Annotated in this window: 18 protein-coding genes; 12 read left to right on the top strand and 6 right to left on the bottom strand. The window is 71.9% G+C overall.

The window, feature by feature from the left end:
• Positions 1-99 precede the first annotated feature (99 nt).
• From E5083_RS15160 to E5083_RS15150, 3 genes are read left to right on the top strand one after another with little or no spacing between them, the layout of a single operon-like run.
• Positions 100-1,614, top strand: coding sequence for an IucA/IucC family protein (locus E5083_RS15160; RefSeq protein WP_135786214.1), 1,515 nt, complete (start codon positions 100-102; stop codon positions 1,612-1,614).
• A 56-nt stretch (positions 1,615-1,670) separates the two neighbouring features.
• Complete coding sequence (locus tag E5083_RS15155; RefSeq protein WP_135786213.1) at positions 1,671-2,585, top strand: HipA family kinase; 915 nt, start codon at positions 1,671-1,673, stop codon at positions 2,583-2,585.
• Between the two features lie 10 nt (positions 2,586-2,595).
• On the top strand, positions 2,596-2,883 hold the full coding sequence (locus tag E5083_RS15150; protein WP_135786212.1) for an Rdx family protein: 288 nt from the start codon (positions 2,596-2,598) through the stop codon (positions 2,881-2,883).
• A gap of 6 nt (positions 2,884-2,889) precedes the next feature.
• Here the strand turns inward: E5083_RS15150 and aceB are convergent, their stop codons facing one another.
• The 5 genes from aceB to E5083_RS15125 all read right to left on the bottom strand — a co-directional run bounded on the left by aceB (position 2,890) and on the right by E5083_RS15125 (position 7,629).
• On the bottom strand, positions 2,890-4,512 hold the full coding sequence (aceB, locus tag E5083_RS15145) for a malate synthase A (protein ID WP_135786211.1): 1,623 nt from the start codon (positions 4,510-4,512) through the stop codon (positions 2,890-2,892).
• A gap of 65 nt (positions 4,513-4,577) precedes the next feature.
• A complete protein-coding gene (locus E5083_RS15140; RefSeq protein ID WP_135786210.1) occupies positions 4,578-5,204 on the bottom strand; it encodes a nucleotidyltransferase family protein in 627 nt (208 codons plus the stop codon).
• A 263-nt stretch (positions 5,205-5,467) separates the two neighbouring features.
• Positions 5,468-5,854 carry a PPOX class F420-dependent oxidoreductase gene (locus E5083_RS15135; RefSeq protein ID WP_135786209.1) on the bottom strand — a complete coding sequence of 129 codons (387 nt, stop codon included), beginning with the start codon at positions 5,852-5,854 and terminating at the stop codon, positions 5,468-5,470.
• Positions 5,855-5,908: 54 nt separating this feature from the next.
• Entirely contained in the window at positions 5,909-6,961 is a 1,053-nt protein-coding gene (locus tag E5083_RS15130; RefSeq protein WP_135786208.1) for an SDR family oxidoreductase, read from the bottom strand.
• A 71-nt stretch (positions 6,962-7,032) separates the two neighbouring features.
• Positions 7,033-7,629, bottom strand: a complete 597-nt coding sequence (locus E5083_RS15125; RefSeq protein ID WP_135786207.1) for a TetR/AcrR family transcriptional regulator — start codon at positions 7,627-7,629, stop codon at positions 7,033-7,035.
• Between the two features lie 217 nt (positions 7,630-7,846).
• Between E5083_RS15125 and E5083_RS15120 the strand changes: the two genes are divergently transcribed.
• The 5 genes from E5083_RS15120 to E5083_RS15100 all read left to right on the top strand — a co-directional run bounded on the left by E5083_RS15120 (position 7,847) and on the right by E5083_RS15100 (position 12,082).
• On the top strand, positions 7,847-8,302 hold the full coding sequence (locus E5083_RS15120; protein WP_135786206.1) for an NAD-dependent epimerase/dehydratase family protein: 456 nt from the start codon (positions 7,847-7,849) through the stop codon (positions 8,300-8,302).
• Positions 8,303-8,361: 59 nt separating this feature from the next.
• The gene (allB, locus tag E5083_RS15115) at positions 8,362-9,684 is read left to right on the top strand and encodes an allantoinase AllB (protein ID WP_135786205.1); all 1,323 of its coding nucleotides are present in this window, start codon (positions 8,362-8,364) and stop codon (positions 9,682-9,684) included.
• A gap of 30 nt (positions 9,685-9,714) precedes the next feature.
• Positions 9,715-10,851 (top strand): allantoicase, encoded by a 1,137-nt coding sequence (alc, locus tag E5083_RS15110; RefSeq protein WP_167513558.1) that lies wholly within the window; start codon positions 9,715-9,717, stop codon positions 10,849-10,851.
• Positions 10,852-10,938: 87 nt separating this feature from the next.
• Positions 10,939-11,547 (top strand): dihydrofolate reductase family protein, encoded by a 609-nt coding sequence (locus E5083_RS15105; RefSeq protein ID WP_135786203.1) that lies wholly within the window; start codon positions 10,939-10,941, stop codon positions 11,545-11,547.
• Positions 11,548-11,686: 139 nt separating this feature from the next.
• Positions 11,687-12,082, top strand: coding sequence for a ribonuclease domain-containing protein (locus E5083_RS15100; protein ID WP_135786202.1), 396 nt, complete (start codon positions 11,687-11,689; stop codon positions 12,080-12,082).
• A gap of 75 nt (positions 12,083-12,157) precedes the next feature.
• Here E5083_RS15100 and E5083_RS15095 read toward each other — a convergent pair whose 3' ends face one another.
• Positions 12,158-13,180 (bottom strand): Gfo/Idh/MocA family protein, encoded by a 1,023-nt coding sequence (locus tag E5083_RS15095; RefSeq protein WP_135786201.1) that lies wholly within the window; start codon positions 13,178-13,180, stop codon positions 12,158-12,160.
• Between the two features lie 119 nt (positions 13,181-13,299).
• Here E5083_RS15095 and E5083_RS15090 point away from each other — a divergent pair, with 119 nt between their 5' ends.
• The 4 genes from E5083_RS15090 to E5083_RS15075 all read left to right on the top strand — a co-directional run bounded on the left by E5083_RS15090 (position 13,300) and on the right by E5083_RS15075 (position 17,077).
• Complete coding sequence (locus E5083_RS15090) at positions 13,300-14,049, top strand: GntR family transcriptional regulator (RefSeq protein WP_135786527.1); 750 nt, start codon at positions 13,300-13,302, stop codon at positions 14,047-14,049.
• Positions 14,050-14,199: 150 nt separating this feature from the next.
• Positions 14,200-15,216 (top strand): sugar ABC transporter substrate-binding protein, encoded by a 1,017-nt coding sequence (locus E5083_RS15085; protein ID WP_135786200.1) that lies wholly within the window; start codon positions 14,200-14,202, stop codon positions 15,214-15,216.
• A complete protein-coding gene (locus E5083_RS15080) occupies positions 15,213-16,289 on the top strand; it encodes an ABC transporter permease (protein ID WP_167513548.1) in 1,077 nt (358 codons plus the stop codon). The genes E5083_RS15085 and E5083_RS15080 overlap by 4 nt, the downstream gene beginning before the upstream one ends.
• Positions 16,286-17,077 (top strand): ATP-binding cassette domain-containing protein, encoded by a 792-nt coding sequence (locus E5083_RS15075; protein ID WP_135786199.1) that lies wholly within the window; start codon positions 16,286-16,288, stop codon positions 17,075-17,077. The genes E5083_RS15080 and E5083_RS15075 overlap by 4 nt, the downstream gene beginning before the upstream one ends.
• Positions 17,078-17,099 lie beyond the last annotated feature (22 nt).

The raw sequence follows: 17,099 nt of genomic DNA, 5'->3' as shown, positions 1-17,099 counted from the left end.
GCTCCTCGGGGACTGGCAGCTCAGGGCACGATTGTCGGATACCGCAGACTTACGGAGCACGGTCGGCCCCCCGGACCGGCCACAGCACGACGAGAACGAGTGGAACCCGTGGACCTCAACCCCCCGACCGACGCCGCCCGGCGCGCCGACGCCTACGCCTCGGCACCGCTGCTCAACTGCCTGCTCCGCGAGGTGGCCCGGCCGGTCCCGGCGAGCGGGGACCGGCCCGAGTACCGGCTGCCTGGCACCGGCCGGCTGCTCCGGGTGCGCCCCGGCCGCCGCCCGGCCGACCCCGAGGTGCGCGCGGACGGCGCCTGGCACTCGCTCACCCACGCCGAACTGGTCAAACTCGTCGCCGAGGAACTGCGCGCCCACACCGGGCTCCCCAACGACGACCTGCCCGCCGAGATGCTGGACAGCCGCGACACCGTCGCCGCCCTTCTGGCCGCCCGCGCCCGCGCCCGCACCCTCGCCCCCGAGGACCCGTATCTGCGCTCCGAGCAGTCGCTGATCACCGGCCACCCGCACCACCCGGCGCCCAAGGCGCGCGGCGGCGGCCCGGTCGCGGCCTGGCTGCCGTACGCCCCCGAGGCGCACGCCCGGTTCCCGCTGACGCTGCTCGGCGTCCGCGAGGACCAGGTAGCAGAAGAGGGCGACACCAGCGCCCTGGACGCCCTCGGCACCGCACCGCCCGGCTACCGGCTGCTGCCCGCCCACCCCTGGCAGCTCGACCTCCTCGCCCGCGACCTCGCCCCCGCCTTCGCCGACCGGCGCCTGATCCGGCTCGGCACCACCGAGTCCGTCGTCTGGCCGACGGCCGCCGTGCGCACGGTGTACGAGCCCGACCGCGACCTGTTCCTCAAGTTCAGTCTGGACGTCCGCATCACCAACGACATCCGCCGGCTGTGGCGCCACGACCTGGAGAAGCTCGACCGCACCGACACCGCGGCCCGCGAAGCCTTCGCCGCGATGGGGCCGCCCGCCGCCTGGCTGAGCGACCGTGGCTACCGCACGGCCGCGTTCGCCTTCGAGGAACTCGCCGTCCTGGTCCGCGACGGCCTGCGCGGCCACCTCCTGCCCGGCGCCACGCCCCTGCTCGCGGCCGGGCTCGCCGAGGGCTTCGACGGCAGCCCGCTCGCTGCCGCCCCCGATCCGCACGCCTGGTGGGCCGCGTATCTGCGCCAGGTCGTCCCGCCCGCGCTCCGCGCCTTCGACGAGCACGGGGTGGTGCTGGAGGCGCACCTCCAGAACACCCTGGTCGCCGTCGACGCCGCCGGAATGCCCGTGCAGGCGCTGTTCCGGGACGCCGAGGGCGCCAAGCTGCTGTCCGACGTGAGCCGGGAGGCCGGGTGGGAGCGGCTGGTGTACTGCCTCCTCGTCAACCACCTCACCGAGATCGCCGCCGCCCTCGCCGAGGCCCACCCCGGCCTCGACCCCTGGCCGGCCGTCCGCGCCGAGCTGTCCCGCCACCCGCTCCCGGAGATACCGGCCCTGCTCACCGCGCCCGCCCTGCCCGGCAAGACCAACCTGCTGCTCCGCTGGACCGGCGCGGACGGGGCGGACGCCCGCTACCTGCCCCTGCCGAACCCGCTGCGGGAGGGCGACGCCGGGTAACGGGGTCCTCTCTCCAGGGCCGGGAGCGGGCCGGTGCGATCGCATAACCTGGGTGAATGCTGACCGAGGTCACCGCAACCCGCTACATCGAGCCGCTGCGCACCGGCGGCTCCGTACCCGCCGTCGTCGAGGCCGACGACCTGGGGACGTACGTCGTGAAGTTCACCGGCTCCGCGCAGGGCCGCAAGGCGCTCGTCGCCGAGGTGATCGTCGGCGAGCTGGCCCGCGCCCTGGGCCTGCGCTTTCCCGAGCTGGTGCTCGTGCACTTCGACCCTGCCGTGGCCGCCGACGAGCCGCACCAGGAGGTGCGCGACCTGCACGGCGCCAGCGCGGGCGTCAACCTGGGCATGGACTACCTGCCGGGCGCCCGCGACCTCACCCCCGAGATCGCCCGGCACTTCCCCGTGGAGCCGCTGGAGGCGGGCCGGATCGTCTGGCTGGACGCGCTCACCGCCAACGTGGACCGCACCGTCCACAGCTCCAACCTCATGGTCTGGCCGACCTTCGGCACCGCGCCCCCGCGCCTGTGGCTCATCGACCACGGCGCCGCCCTCGTCTTCCACCACCGCTGGGACACCACGAACCCCGGCCGCAAGTACGACTTCCGCCACCACGCGCTCGGCCAGTACGGCCCCGACGTGCGCGCCGCCGACGCCGAGCTGGCGCCCAAGGTCACCGAGGAGCTGCTGCGCGGCATCCTCGCCGAGGTGCCCGACGCCTGGCTCACCGACGACCCCGCCTTCGCCGGCCCGGACGAGGCCCGCGCCGCCTACGTCGACCATCTGCTGGCCCGCGCCCGACTCTCCGCCGAGTGGCTGCCCACCGACTTCCCCGACCGGGCGGAACTCGCCGCCGAGGAGGCCGCCCGTGCCGAGCGGTCCCAGCGGGGACGCCCGGACTGGCTCAAGCGCGTCCCCGACCTGCACGGACGTCCGGCGGCGGAACAGGACTGGTCGGTACACCTGGGATGAAGGGATCTTTGTGAGTCACCGAGTCGAGATCGAGTACTGCACCCAGTGCCGCTGGCTGCCCCGCGCGGCCTGGCTGGCGCAGGAGCTGCTCACCACCTTCGAGACCGAGCTGGAGGCTCTTGCGCTCAAGCCGGGCACCGGGGGCGTCTTTGTCGTCCGGGTGGACGGGGAGCCGGTGTGGGACCGCCGTGAGCAGGGGTTTCCCGAGCCCACGGCGGTGAAGCGGCTGGTGCGGGACCGGGTGGCGCCGGAGCGGTCGCTCGGGCACTCCGACAAGCCCGCTCCCTCCGAGCAGTGAGCGCGTTCAGCCGGTGAGGTGCCGGTAGGCCGGAAGAGTGAGGAAGTCGGCGTACTCCTCGTCCAGCGCCACCGTCAGCAGCAGGTCGTGCGCCTCCTGCCAGTGACCGGCCGCGAACGCCTCGTCGCCGATCTCCGCCCGCACCGCCTCCAGCTCGGTCGCCGCCAGCCGGCGGGCCAGCTCGGGGGTGGCGCGCTCGCCGTTCTCGAACTCGACGCCCGCGTTGATCCACTGCCAGATCTGCGAGCGGGAGATCTCGGCGGTGGCCGCGTCCTCCATCAGGTTGAAGATGGCCACCGCGCCGAGCCCGCGCAGCCACGCCTCGATGTACCGGATGCCGACCTGCACCGCGTTGACCAACCCGGCGTACGTCGGCTTCGCGTCCAGCGAGCCGATGTCGATCAGGTCGGCCGCCGCCACGTGGACGTCCTCGCGCAGCCGGTCCTTCTGGTGCGGGCGGTCGCCGAGCACCTTGTCGAAGGACTCCATGGCGATCGGCACCAGATCCGGGTGGGCCACCCAGGAGCCGTCGAAGCCGTCGGCCGCCTCGCGGTCCTTGTCCGTCCGCACCTTCTCGAACGCCACCTTGTTGACCTCGGCGTCCTTGCGGGACGGGATGAAGGCCGCCATCCCGCCGATCGCGTGCGCGCCCCGCTTGTGGCAGGTGCGGACGAGGAGTTCGGTGTACGCGCGCATGAACGGCGCTGTCATCGTGACCAGGTTGCGGTCCGGCAGCACGAACTCCGGCCCGCCGTCACGGAAGTTCTTCACGATGGAGAACAGGTAGTCCCAGCGTCCCGCGTTCAACCCGGAGGCGTGGTCGCGGAGTTCGTAGAGGATCTCCTCCATCTCGTACGCCGCGGTGATCGTCTCGATCAGGACGGTGGCCCGTACCGTGCCCTGTGGGATGCCGAGTTGGTCCTGTGCGAACACGAACACGTCGTTCCACAGGCGGGCTTCGAGGTAGGACTCGGTCTTCGGCAGGTAGAAGTACGGGCCCTTGCCCAGCTCCAGCAGGCGGGCGGCGTTGTGGAAGAAGTACAGGCCGAAGTCGACCAGGGCGCCCGGAATCGGCTCCCCGTCGGCCCCCTTGAGGTGCCGCTCGTCCAGGTGCCAGCCGCGTGGTCGCATCACGACCGTCGCCAGTTCCTCCTGCGGGCGCAGCGCGTACGACTTGCCGGTGCGGGCGTCGGTGAAGTCGACGCGGCCGGCGTAGGCGTCGGTCAGGTTGAGCTGGCCGAGGATCACGTTCTCCCAGGTGGGGGAGGAGGCGTCCTCGAAGTCGGCGAGCCAGACCTTGGCGCCGGAGTTGAGGGCGTTGACCGTCATCTTGCGGTCCGTCGGGCCGGTGATCTCCACCCGGCGGTCCTGCAGCGCGGGCGGCGCGGGGGCCACCCGCCAGGAGTCGTCGGCGCGGATGTCCGCCGTCCCGGGCAGGAAGTCCAGCGTGCCGGTACGGGCGATCTCGGCGCGGCGCTCGGCCCTGCGGGCCAGGAGTTCGTTCCGGCGCGGGGTGAACCGGCGGTGCAGCTCCGCGAGGAAGTCCAGCGCCGGGCCGGTGAGGACCTCCTCCTGCCGGGGGAGCGGCTCGGCGTCGACGACGACCGGCGGGGACGCGGGTGCGGACATGAGCGGTCACTTCCTCCGTGGCGGGCTGGTCGGACTGGGCAGCGTAATTTCCTGATCGCCGAACCTCAATGGGCCCCGCCGGGCCGCAGCCTGCCGAGGTCGGCCCCGGTGTCGATGTCGTACGGCTCCGCCACGTCCCCGCACTCCACGAGGCGGATCTCGGCGGAGTGCCGGCGCAGGTAGGCGCGGGCCCCCTGATCACCCTGGGCGGCCTCGACCACCCCCGGCCAGTGGGCGGCGCCCAGCAGCACCGGGTGGTTGCGCCTGCCGTCGTACGCGGCCGAGGCGAGGGAGGTCTCACCGGTGAACGCGTCCAGCACCCGTGCGTACGCCTCGGGTCCGATGCCCGGCTGATCGACAAGGCTCACGAGAGCGGCGCGCGCATCCGTACCCGCGAGTGAGCGAAGCCCGGCCCGCAGGGAGGACCCCATGCCTTCGGCCCAGCGGGGGTTCTCCACGAGCACGCATCCGCTCAACTCGGCCTGTGCGCCCACCTCTTCAGCCCCCGCTCCGAGCACCACGTGCACCCGGTCACACCCGGCCTCCCGCAGAGCACGGGCTGCCCGCTCAACGAGCAGTACCCCGTCATGCCGCAACAGCGCCTTGGGCCGCCCCCCGAGCCTCCGCCCCCCTCCGGCGGCGAGCAGGAGCCCGGCGACTTGGGGATGGCGGGGAGCTTGGTCGGGTGTCATGGGACCAGCATGCAGGGGTGGGGGCAGGCGCGGGTGTATCGGGCCGCCTGCGCGGACCGCGTGACGAGACCCGGGGTAGGGCGGCGGCAGGCCGGTGCGGCCCGCTCGATCGCGGAATGGAAGACGAAGGTGCCGATGCCGGCCGCGGCCAGAGCCCACTGGCTGATCCGCACCGCCGTCACGCTGGTCGCACTCGCTGTGGACTCTGCGGGGTCGGCGGTGTGTTCATGAAAGGCGCTCCTCGGGCCGGGCGGGGCGGTGGGTCAGGAAGGGAAGGTGATGGCGAGGGCGATGCCGGGGCGGGCTGTACGGGGCAGAAGGCGGGTTGCCAGGTCGGTCAGGCGGACCAGGAGGTAGCGGCGGGCCAGGGCCCGGCGGGCCGCCCGGCTTTCGGTGACGCCCAGGAGCTGGGCGGTGGCCTGGTGGCGCGGGGCGTCGTGCGGGACCCGGCCGCGGCTGTCGCTGACGCTGAGGGTGACGTGGGCGGTGTGGCGCAGCCGTTTGACCTTGCCGCTTGCCGGGTCGGTCCATACCACCAGGCGCTCCCCGTCCGGGGCGAGCCAGACGGGGGTGGCGACGGGGGCGCCGTTCTTGCGGTAGGTGGTCAGGCTGATGTGACGGGCGGCGGCCACGTCCGGGGGGATGCTCATCGGATCGGGTCCTTGGAAGAGGTGTGGCCTGACGGCCCGGAGCCGGGGCGGGGGCTACTTGCCGCTGGTGGGCGGCAGCAGGCCGAGGCGGAGCAGGCTTTCGGCGGTGGCGGCCACGGCATCGGCGCTGCTGCGCGGGTTCCAGCCGAGCACGGTGCGGGCCTTGTCGTTGCTGACGTGGCGGATCTTGCCGAGGTTGGGCAGCATGCTCTGCAGGGCGGGGTTGGCCCGGGCCGCTCGGTGCACGGCCTGGTCGGGGAGTTCCTCGGCCGGAACGGCCTCGGCGGCGGGGCCGAGGCGTTCGCGGATGGCGAGCGCGATCTGGTGCAGGGAGACGGCGTCGCCCGCGGCGGCGATGAAGCGCTGCCCGGCGGCCTGGGGGTCGCTCATGGCGCGCAGGTGCAGCTCGGCGGCGTCGCGGACGTCGACGACGGCGAAGTACAGCCGTGGGGTGCCGGGCAGGGCTCCGCCGAACAGGTTGGTGATCATGTTGATCGAGGTGGAGTGATCGGGTCCGGTGACGGGGCCGAAGATGCCGACCGGGTTGATCACGGCGAGTTCCGGCCCGTCGGTCTCGCGCTCGACGAAGTCCCAGGCGGCCTGTTCGGCCAGGGTCTTGGACCTGATGTAGGCGGGGATGCCGCTGTCGGGGTCGGTCCAGTCGTCCTCGGTGAAGGCCCGCTCGGTGGCGGGCCTCCCGTAGCCGACGGCGGCGAAGGAGGAGGTGACGACCACGCGCTGGACGTGTGCGTCGCGAGCTGCGCGCAGGACGCGCAGGGTGCCTTCGCGGGCGGGGACGATCAGGTCGTCCTCGTGGTCGGGCTCGCCGCCGGGGAAGGGGGAGGCGGTGTGCAGGACGTAGCGGCAGTCGGTCACCGCTTCGGTCCAGCCCTCGTCCGCGGTCAGGTCCGCCTCGACGAAGGAGAGCCGGTCGTCCGCGTCGGTGCCCATGGCCTTCAGGTCTTCCCGGACCCGCGCCTCCTTGGCCCGGGAACGTACGGTGGTGCGCACCCGATGGCCCTCCGCGAGGGCCTGGGCGATCACCCGGACGCCGAGGAAGCCCGAGCCTCCGGTGACCAGGACGGTGTCGTTCGGTGTGCTGCTCATCAGGTGATTCCTCGCTTGTGCGTCGGAGAGTGCACCGGCGGGGCAAGGGCGCCGGTGGCTGACCACGGGGGTCAGTGGCCGGTGGTCAGGGCCGGCAGGAGCAGGGCGTCGATGGCCGCGATCAACTGGTCGGCGTCGGCTTCCGTGCCGGTGAAGAGCTTCTCGACGAAGAACGTGCCGACGAGGAACGTCTCGGCGTGCCGCAGGGCCGGGTTGTCCGGGCGGATCGCGCCGCCTTCGACGTGCCGGTCGAGGATGGCGCGCAGTGCATCGAGGTAGGGGGCGAGGAGCACGTCGCGCAGCGCCTGGGCCAGTTGGGGGTCGGTCATGACGGCCTGCCAGATGCCCAGGGTCGGTGTGCCGGCCGGGTGCGGCGGCGGCATCAGCCGGGCCAGCGCCACCAGGTCGGCGCGCAGGTCTCCGGTGTCGACGGGGGGCAGCGGCGGGTATTTGCGCGCCATCATCGCCGTGATCACCAGTCTGGGCTTGTTCTCCCACTGCCGGTACAGCGTGGCGGTGCTCGCCTTGCTGCGCCGGGCGACCTCGTCCAGGGTCGCCTGCTCGTAGCCGACCTCGGCCACCAGATCGAAAGTGGCATCGAGGATCTCGCGCTCGCGCTCGTCGGTCAGCCGTCTGCGCCGGTTGGGGGCCGGCGACCGCTCGTTCATCACTGCTCCTCATCGTGGATGGCTGGTTCGCGTGACCCGCGGTTCGGGAGACCCGGTTAGCGAAAATGCGTTTTCGACAGTACGTTTTCGCTAAGGCGTTTTCAACCCCGACACCTGGTGACCGGCGGAAGCGGTTTCGCCGCGACCGATCGGACCCGCGCTCGGACCGCGCCTGTCGGGGTCGCTGCAACTGATCCAGGCAATGAGGGACGGCAGGATGCCCGGACTCCCCGACCTGTCCACGGCCGTGGTCGACGTCCGGGACGTCGTCGACCTGCACCTGCGGGCCATGACCGCGCCCGAGGCCGCCGGACGGCGCTTCATCGCCGCCGCCGGTGACGCGGCGCCCTTCGCGTACATCGCCGCCACCCTGCGCGAGCGCTTGGGCGAGGGCGCGCACCGGGTGCCCCGGCGCCGCCTGCCCAGCCTCCTCGTACGCGCCGACGCCGCCCAGGCCCGCACCCTGCTGGGCTGGCAGCCGCGCTCCACCGCCAGTGGGCCACCCGCCATGGCGCGCGCCGGCCCACACCGCCAGCCACCGCGTGACGTGCGGCAACATCTGCGGCCGACCCCCGCGAACACCCCCTCGTCCGCTCAGGCCCCGCGGCCCCAGCGGCTGGCACTCTTGACTCCTGGCCGAGCGGACCGCGAGACTCCTTCAACAGAACGTTGAAGTCCGTTACATGGGTGTTAATACCGTTTCCTGGGCGTGAACGGCTGAGAGGGGTTCGGGTGTCCGACGACGTCGAGTTGGCGCTGCGGTCCACGCGTGTGGTCACCCCGGAGGGGGTGCGGGCCGCGACGGTCACCGTTGCCGGCGGGACGATCGAGGCTGTGCTGCCGTACGAGGCGGAGGTTGCGGCCGTCGACCTGGGGGACGACGCGCTGCTGCCCGGCCTGGTCGATACGCACGTGCACGTCAATGACCCCGGCCGGGCCGAGTGGGAGGGGTTCTGGACCGCGACCCGTGCCGCGGCGGCCGGGGGTATCACCACCCTCGTCGACATGCCGCTGAACTCCCTGCCGCCGACCACCACGGTCGACCACCTCCGCATCAAGAAGGAGGCGGCACAGGGCCGGACCCACGTCGACGTCGGCTTCTGGGGTGGCGCGCTGCCCAGTAACGTCAAGGATCTGCGCCCGCTGCACGAGGCCGGGGTGTTCGGCTTCAAGGCGTTCCTCTCACCGTCCGGCGTGGACGAGTTCCCCCACCTGGACAACGCCCAACTGGCTGCCTCCCTGGGCGAGATCACCGAGTTCGACGGACTGCTCATCGTGCATGCCGAGGACCCGTCCCACCTCACGGACGCCCCCGCCGGCCCGGCGTACGCGGGCTTCCTCGCCTCCCGCCCACACGCGGCTGAGACGGACGCCATCGCCCAACTGCTGCGCGAAGCAAGCAGGTTGAACGCCCGCGTCCACGTCCTCCACCTCTCCTCCTCCGCCGCCCTCCCCCTCATCGCCGCCGCCCGCGCCGAAGGCGTCCGCGTCACCGTGGAGACCTGTCCGCACTACCTCACCCTGAGCGCCGAGGAAGTCCCGGACGGGGCAAGCGAGTTCAAGTGCTGCCCGCCCATCCGCGAGGCCGCCAACCGGGACCTGCTCTGGCAGGCGCTCGCGGACGGCACGATCGACTGTGTCGTCACCGACCACTCGCCCTCGACCGCCGACCTCAAGACACCGGACTTCGCCACCGCCTGGGGCGGCATCTCCGGCCTCCAGCTCAGCCTCCCCGCGATCTGGACCGAGGCACGCGTGCGCGGGCACCAACTGACCGACGTCACCCAGTGGATGTCCGCCAAGACCGCCGCTCTCGCCGGTCTCGACCGCAAGGGCGCCATCGCACCGGGCCGCGACGCCGACTTCGCCGTACTCGCCCCGGAGGACACCTTCACCGTCGACCCGGCCCGCCTCCACCACCGCAACCCGGTCACCGCGTACGCCGGCAAGACCCTGCACGGCGTGGTGAAGTCCACCTGGCTGCGCGGCCAACGGGTCTACAGCGAGGGCGAGTTCACCGAGCCGAAGGGCCGCCTGCTCACCCGTACCGGCTGAGCCCCGTACCCCCTGCCGAAAGGACCCCCGATCACCGTGACGGCGCAGCAACCCTCCACCCCGCCCCGCTTCACCGGCGACGCGGCTCCCTACGGCGGTGGCGACCCCTACGCGGACTACCGCACCGCGGACTTCCCCTTCACCCACCACCCCGACCTCGCCGACCGGCGCCTGGGGGCCGGGGTGATCGCCGCCAACGACGAGTTCTTCGCCGAGCGGGAGAACCTGCTGCTGCCCCACCGCGCCGAGTTCGAGCCCGGCCGCTTCGGCCACAAGGGCAAGATCATGGACGGCTGGGAGACGAGGCGGCGGCGCGGCCCGAGCGCCGAGGACCCCTGGCCGGGCGCCGACGACCACGACTGGGCGCTGATCCGCCTCGGCACACCCGGTGTGATCCGCGGGATCGTGGTCGACACCGCGCACTTCCGGGGCAACCATCCGCAGGCCGTCTCCGTCGAGGCCACGTCGGCGCCCGGCAACCCGTCCCCCGAGGACCTGCTCGGTGACGACGTGAAGTGGACGACGCTCGTCCCGGTCACCCCGGTCGGCGGCCACGCGGCGAACGGCTTCGTCGTCTCCGCGCCCCAACGCTTCACCCACCTCCGCCTCAACCAGCACCCGGACGGCGGAGTCGCCCGGCTGCGCGCGTACGGCGAGATCGTCCCGGACCCGGAGTGGCTGGCCACGCTCGGCACCTTCGACGTGGCCGCGCTGGAGAACGGGGGCCGGGCCGAGGACGCCTCCGACCGCTTCTACTCCCCGGCCGCCAACACCGTACGGCCGGGCCGCTCCCAGCGGATGGACGACGGCTGGGAGACCCGGCGCCGCCGCGACCGGGGCCACGACTGGATCACGTACCGGCTGACCGAACAGGCGCTGGTGCGGGCGGTGGAGATCGACACGGCGTATCTGAAGGGGAACAGCGCGGGCTGGGCGTCGGTGTCGGTGCGGGACGGCGAGAGCGGGGAGTGGACCGAGATCCTTCCGCGCACCCGGCTCCAGCCGGACACCAACCACCGCTTCCCGCTCCCGGCGCCGGCCGTCGGCACGCACGCGCGCGTCGACATCCATCCGGACGGCGGGATCTCCCGGCTGCGCCTCTTCGGTTCCCTCACCGAGGCCGGGGCGAGCCGGCTGGCCGCGCGGTTCCGGGAGCTGGACGGCTGAGGCGCGCCGGGGGGACCGATGAGTTGCGGTCCCGCGCGGGGTCTGCACCGTTGACAGCACGACCCCGCACCCGGAAGAAGGCTCCTCATGGGCAAGCTCGTCTCCACCGTCTTCGTCTCGCTCGACGGCGTCTACCAGGCACCCGGCGGCCCCGAGGAGGACACCAGCGGCGGCTTCGGCCAGGGCGGCTGGACCTTCCCGTACGCCGACGACGACTTCGGCGGCTTCGTCGACCAGAGCTTCCGCCGGGCCGGCGCCTTCCTGCTCGGCCGCCACACCTACGACATCTTCGCGGGTTATTGGCCCAAGGTGACCGACCCCGGCAACCCGGTCGCGGCCAAGCTGAACGCGCTGCCGAAGTACGTCGTCTCCGCGACCGTCCAGAACCCCGAGTGGGCCGGGACGACCGTGCTCTCCGGCGACCTCGCCAAGGAGGTCCAGGCGCTGAAGGAGCGCACCGAGGGCGAGGTCCAGCTCCACGGCAGCGGGGCGCTGGTCCGCTCGCTGGTGAACCTCGGCCTGATCGACACCCTGCACCTGCTGACCTTCCCCGTCGTGCTGGGTGAGGGGCGCCGGCTGTTCGTGGAGGGCGCCGTCCCCACCCGCTTCAAGCACGCGGGCGGCACGGTCACCGGCAAGGGGGTCTCCATCCAGACGTACGACCTCGACGGCCGCCCCGAGTACGGGTCCTTCTAGCCAGCCGACGGGATGCCAACAGGAGCCCCAACGGCTCCTGTTGGGGCAGGTTAACTCCGCGAGAACTCATCGGACCTGCCGGGAAAATCCACATCTCCGTCATTGACATGAACGCGTCTACGCGCGTCATCATGAACCCATGAGATTCCCCCCACGCACCACTCGTATCGGCGCTGCGGCGGCCCTCCTCTCCGCCCTCCTCGTCGGCGGCACCGTCTCCGCCACCACCGCGGACGCGGCCACCGCCTCGGTCGGCAGCATCTGCTACGGCTCCCTGCCGTCGCAGGCGCACGACACCCTCGACCTCATCGCCCAGGGCGGCCCGTACCCGTACTCCCAGGACGGTGTCGTCTTCCAGAACCGCGAGGGCGTCCTCCCCAGCCAGTCCTCCGGGTACTACCACGAGTACACGGTGAAGACCCCGGGCGACTCCACCCGTGGCGCCCGCCGCATCGTCACCGGCCAGCGGACCCAGGAGGACTACTACACCTCCGACCACTACGCCACGTTCAACCTCGTCAACTACGGCTGCTGACCACTCCGTTCGACCCGCCCCGCGATCCTTCCCCCCACACCAGGGGTCGCGGGGCGGGGCCGTGTCCGGGGCGGCTCAGACGTAGGAGGACTGCACCCGGTCCGGAACCTCCGCCAGGGCGACCGCTCTTCGTTCGCGCCGGGAGATCTCGCACGCCTCCGCGATGCGCAGGGCCTGCAACGCCTGCCAGCCGTCGCAGGGGTTGGGGTGTTCGCCGCGGACCACGTCGACGAAGGTGCAGAGTTCGGACTCGTAGGCGCTGCCGAAGCGTTCGAGGAAGCCGGGCCAGGGTTTGTCGGCCGGGGGAGGGCCCGTCGGTTCGGTGGAGGCGATCGGGGTGCGGTCGTCCAACCCCACCACAACCGTGTCGAGTTCGCCGGACAGCTCCATGCGGACGTCGTAGCCGGCGCCGTTGAGGCGGGTCGCGGTGGCCGTGGCGAGGGTGCCGTCGTCCAGGGTGAGCAGGGCCGCGCCGGTGTCGACGTCGCCAGCCTCGCGGAACATCGGGGGACCGGCGTCGGAGCCGGTCGCGTACACGTCGGTCACCTCGCGGCCGGTGACCCAGCGCAGGATGTCGAAGTCGTGGATCAGGGTGTCCCGGAACAGCCCGCCGGACAGCGGGAGCCACTCGGGCGGGGGCGGGGACTGGTCGGAGGTCAGGGCGCGCACAGTGTGCAGCCGGCCGAGCCGGCCCGAGCGCACCGCCTCACGGGCGCCGACGTACCCCGCGTCGAAGCGCCGCTGGAAGCCCATCTGGAGCACGGTCCCCGCCGCCGCGACCTCGGCGAGCGCGTGCAGCGTGCCGGGCAGGTCGAGCGCGATCGGCTTCTCGCAGAACACCGGCAGCCCGGAGCGGGCCGCGCGGCCGATCAGCTCCGCGTGCGCCGCCGTCGCCGTGGTGATCACCACGGCGTCCACGCCCCACTGGAAGACCTCGTCCACGCCCGGCGCCGCCGTCTCCCCGAGCCGGTGCGCCAGTTCCTGCGCGCGTAACGGATCGGAGTCCGTCAGGATCAGCGATCCGACCTCCCGGTGGCGGCTCAGTGTGTTGGCGTGGATGGCCCCGATGCGGCCTGTCCCGATGACCCCGATGCGCATGAGGACACATTGAGGGGGAACAACGTGCACCTGTCAATCAAAATGTCAGGACAACCGGACTTCACGACTTCCCGTCATCCGGGCACCGGACTACGCTCGGGCCCGTGCCGAAACCTGATGTGGACCCCACCGCGCCGCTCGGCCTCCGCGTGGACCGAGGCTCCCCGGTGCCGCTGTACTTCCAGCTCGCCCAGCAGCTGGAGGCGGCCATCGAGCGCGGCGCCCTCACCCCCGGCAGCCTGCTCGGCAACGAGATCGAGCTGGCCGCGCGGCTCGGCCTGTCCCGGCCCACCGTCCGCCAGGCCATCCAGTCCCTCGTCGACAAGGGGCTGCTGGTGCGCCGCCGGGGCGTCGGCACCCAGGTCGTGCACAGCCAGGTCAAGCGCCCGCTGGAACTGAGCAGCCTCTACGACGACCTGGAAGCGGCCGGTCGGCGCCCCGCCACCAAGGTCCTGGTCAACACGGTCGTCCCGGCCACCGCCGAGATCGCCGCCGCGCTCGGCGTCACCGAGGGCAACGACGTGCACCGCGTCGAACGGCTGCGCCTCGCGCACGGCGAGCCGATGGCGTATCTGGTCAACCATCTGCCGCTCGGTCTGCTGGACCTCGACACCGCCCGGCTGGAGGCCACCGGCCTGTACCGGCTGATGCGCGCGGCCGGCATCACCCTGCACAGCGCCCGCCAGTCCATCGGCGCCCGCGGCGCCACTTCCGCCGAGGCCGACCGGCTCGCCGAGGCCGAGGGCGCCCCGCTGCTCACCATGAGCCGCGTCACGTTCGACGACACCGGCCGCGCGGTCGAGCGGGGCGACCACACCTACCGTCCGGCCCGGTATTCCTTCGAGTTCCAGCTTCTCGTGCGCCCCTGAGGCACCCCCGGCCGCGTCACATTGTCCGGACAAATACCCTGTCAGGTGGGCCCCGGACGGGTAACCAGTGTTCCGCGTGTTCGATACTGAAGTGTTTGCGTCAGAACACGGCACGTTTGCGTGAGAACACGGCAAGAAGGGCACGGCCTCGTGGCACGGTTTCAGAACCGGGTAGGCATGACGGTGGCAGGAGCGTTCGCACTGCTCGCCTGCGTCTCGCTGACCGCCTGCAGCAGCACCGGCGGCAAGAAGGCCGAGGACGCCCGCAAGGCCGCCACGGCTCAGGGCAGGGCGGCGGTGTCCACCCCCCGCTGGACCATCGCGATGATCACCCACTCCGGAGACGGCGACACCTTCTGGGACATCGTGCAGAGCGGCGCCAAGCAGGCGGCGGTCAAGGACAACATCAACTTCCTGTACTCGCACGACGACGAGGCCCAGCAGCAGGCGCAGCTCGTCGACGCCGCGATCGACAAGAAGGTCGACGGGATCATCGTCAGCCTGGCCAAGCCCGACGCCCTCAAGGCGGCCGTGGCCCGCGCCCGCAAGGCCGGCATCCCGGTGGTCACGGTGAACTCCGGCTCGGCGCAGTCCAAGGCGTTCGGCGCGCTCGGCCACATCGGCCAGGACGAGACCATCGCCGGTGAGGCCGTGGGCGAGGAGCTGAACAAGCGCGGCCGCAAGAACGCCCTGTGCGTCCTGCACGAACAGGGCAACGTCGGCCACGAGCAGCGCTGCGACGGCGTGGAGAAGACCTTCCACGGCAAGGTCCGCAAGCTCTACGTCAACGGCACCAACATGCCCGACGTCCAGTCCGCCGTGGGCGCCAAGCTCCAGGCCGACCGGGACGTGGACGCCGTCGTCACCCTGGGCGCCCCCTACGCCGACACCGTGGTGAAGGCCAAGGAGGACGCCGGAAGCAAGGCCGAGGTCGACACCTTCGACCTCAACGCCAAGGTCGCCGCCGAGCTGAAGGACGGCACCCTCGGCTTCGCCGTGGACCAGCAGCCCTACCTCCAGGGCTACGAGGCGGTCGACCTGCTGTGGCTGTACAAGTACAACGGCGACGTCCTCGGCGGCGGCAAGCCGGTCCTGACCGGTCCGCAGATCATCACCAAGGACCAGGCGGGCGCGCTCGCGGCGTACACCGATCGGGGCACCCGATGAGCACCACCACCGACACCCGGCCGACCGGGGGCCCGGCACCGGGCGGCGAGCGGCCCCGCGACGAGCGGCTGCTGCGCACCTCCCCGCTGCGCAAGCTGATGTCCCGGCCCGAACTCGGCTCGGTCGTCGGCGCCCTCGCGGTCCTGGTCTTCTTCGCGGTCGCCGCCGACGGGTTCCTCCGCCCGTCCAGCGTCAGCACCGTGCTGTACGCCTCCTCGACCATCGGCATCATGGCCGTCCCCGTGGCCCTGCTGATGATCGGCGGCGAGTTCGACCTCTCGGCCGGCGTCATGGTCACGTCGTCCGCGCTGATCTCCTCGATGTTCAGCTACCAGATGACGGCGAACATCTGGGTCGGCGCGGGGGTGTCCCTGCTGGTCACCCTGGCCGTCGGGGCGTTCAACGGGTTCATGCTGACGCGTACGAAGCTGCCCAGCTTCATCGTCACGCTGGGCACGTTCCTGATGCTCACCGGCATGAACCTGGGCTTCACCAAGCTGATCGACGGCACGGTGTCCACCAAGTCGATCGGCGACATGGAGGGCTTCCCGAGCGCGCACGCCGTGTTCGCCTCGACGATCGGCCTCGGCGGGGTCGACCTCAAGGTCACCGTGGTGTGGTGGCTCGGCCTGGTCGCCCTCGCCTCCTGGGTGCTGCTGCGCACCCGCGTCGGCAACTGGATCTTCGCGGTCGGCGGCAACGAGGACGCGGCCCGCGCGGTCGGCGTCCCCGTCGCCAAGACCAAGATCGGCCTCTACATGGGCGTCGCGTTCGGCGCCTGGGTGTCCGGGCAGCACCTGCTGTTCTCCTTCGACACCGTCCAGTCCGGCGAGGGCGTCGGCAACGAGCTGATCTACATCATCGCGGCCGTCATCGGCGGCTGCCTGATCACCGGCGGCTACGGCAGCGCCATCGGCTCGGCGGTCGGCGCCCTGCTGTTCGGCATGACCAGCAAGGGCATCGTCTTCGCCGAGTGGAACCCGGACTGGTTCAAGTTCTTCCTCGGAGCGATGCTCCTCCTGGCGACCCTGCTCAACACCTGGGTCCGCAAGCGCGCGGAGGCCACGAAATGACCGTCACCGAAGAGCGCGTGCCCCTGGTCGAGCTGACCGATGTCAGCAAGCACTACGGCAACGTGCGCGCCCTGGAGGGCGTCTCCCTCCAGGTGCACGCCGGGGAGATCACCTGTGTCCTCGGCGACAACGGCGCGGGCAAGTCCACCCTGATCAAGACCATCGCGGGGCTCCACCAGCACGACGGCGGCACCCTCAGCATCGAGGGCGAGGAGACCCGGCTCGCCTCCCCGCGCGACGCCCTGGACCGGGGCATCGCCACGGTCTACCAGGACCTCGCCGTGGTCTCCCTGATGCCGGTCTGGCGCAACTTCTTCCTCGGCTCCGAGCCCCGCAAGGGCAAGGGCCCCTTCGCACGCCTGGACACCGACCTCATGCGCCGCACCACCCGCGAGGAACTGCTGCGCATGGGCATCGACCTGCGCGACGTCGACCAGCCCATCGGCACCCTCTCCGGCGGCGAGCGCCAGTGCGTGGCCATCGCGCGCGCCGTGCACTTCGGCGCCAAGGTGCTCGTCCTGGACGAGCCCACCGCCGCACTGGGCGTCAAGCAGTCCGGTGTGGTCCTCAAATATGTGGCCGCGGCACGTGATGCGGGCCTGGGTGTCGTGCTGATCACCCACAACCCGCACCACGCGCATCTCGTCGGCGACCGCTTCGTGCTGCTGCGGCGCGGCGCCATGGTGGGCAACCACACACGCGACGAGATCACCCTGGACGAACTGACCAAGCAGATGGCGGGCGGAGCGGACCTGGACGCTCTGCACCACGAGCTGAAGCGCGGCTGACGGGCGCGGAGCCGCGGGGATT

The sequence above is a fragment of the Streptomyces bauhiniae genome (genome assembly GCF_004784475.1).
Taxonomy (GTDB): domain Bacteria; phylum Actinomycetota; class Actinomycetes; order Streptomycetales; family Streptomycetaceae; genus Streptomyces; species Streptomyces seoulensis.
Note: the sequence above shows the minus strand (reverse complement) of the source record. Positions and strands in the feature narration are given on the sequence as shown.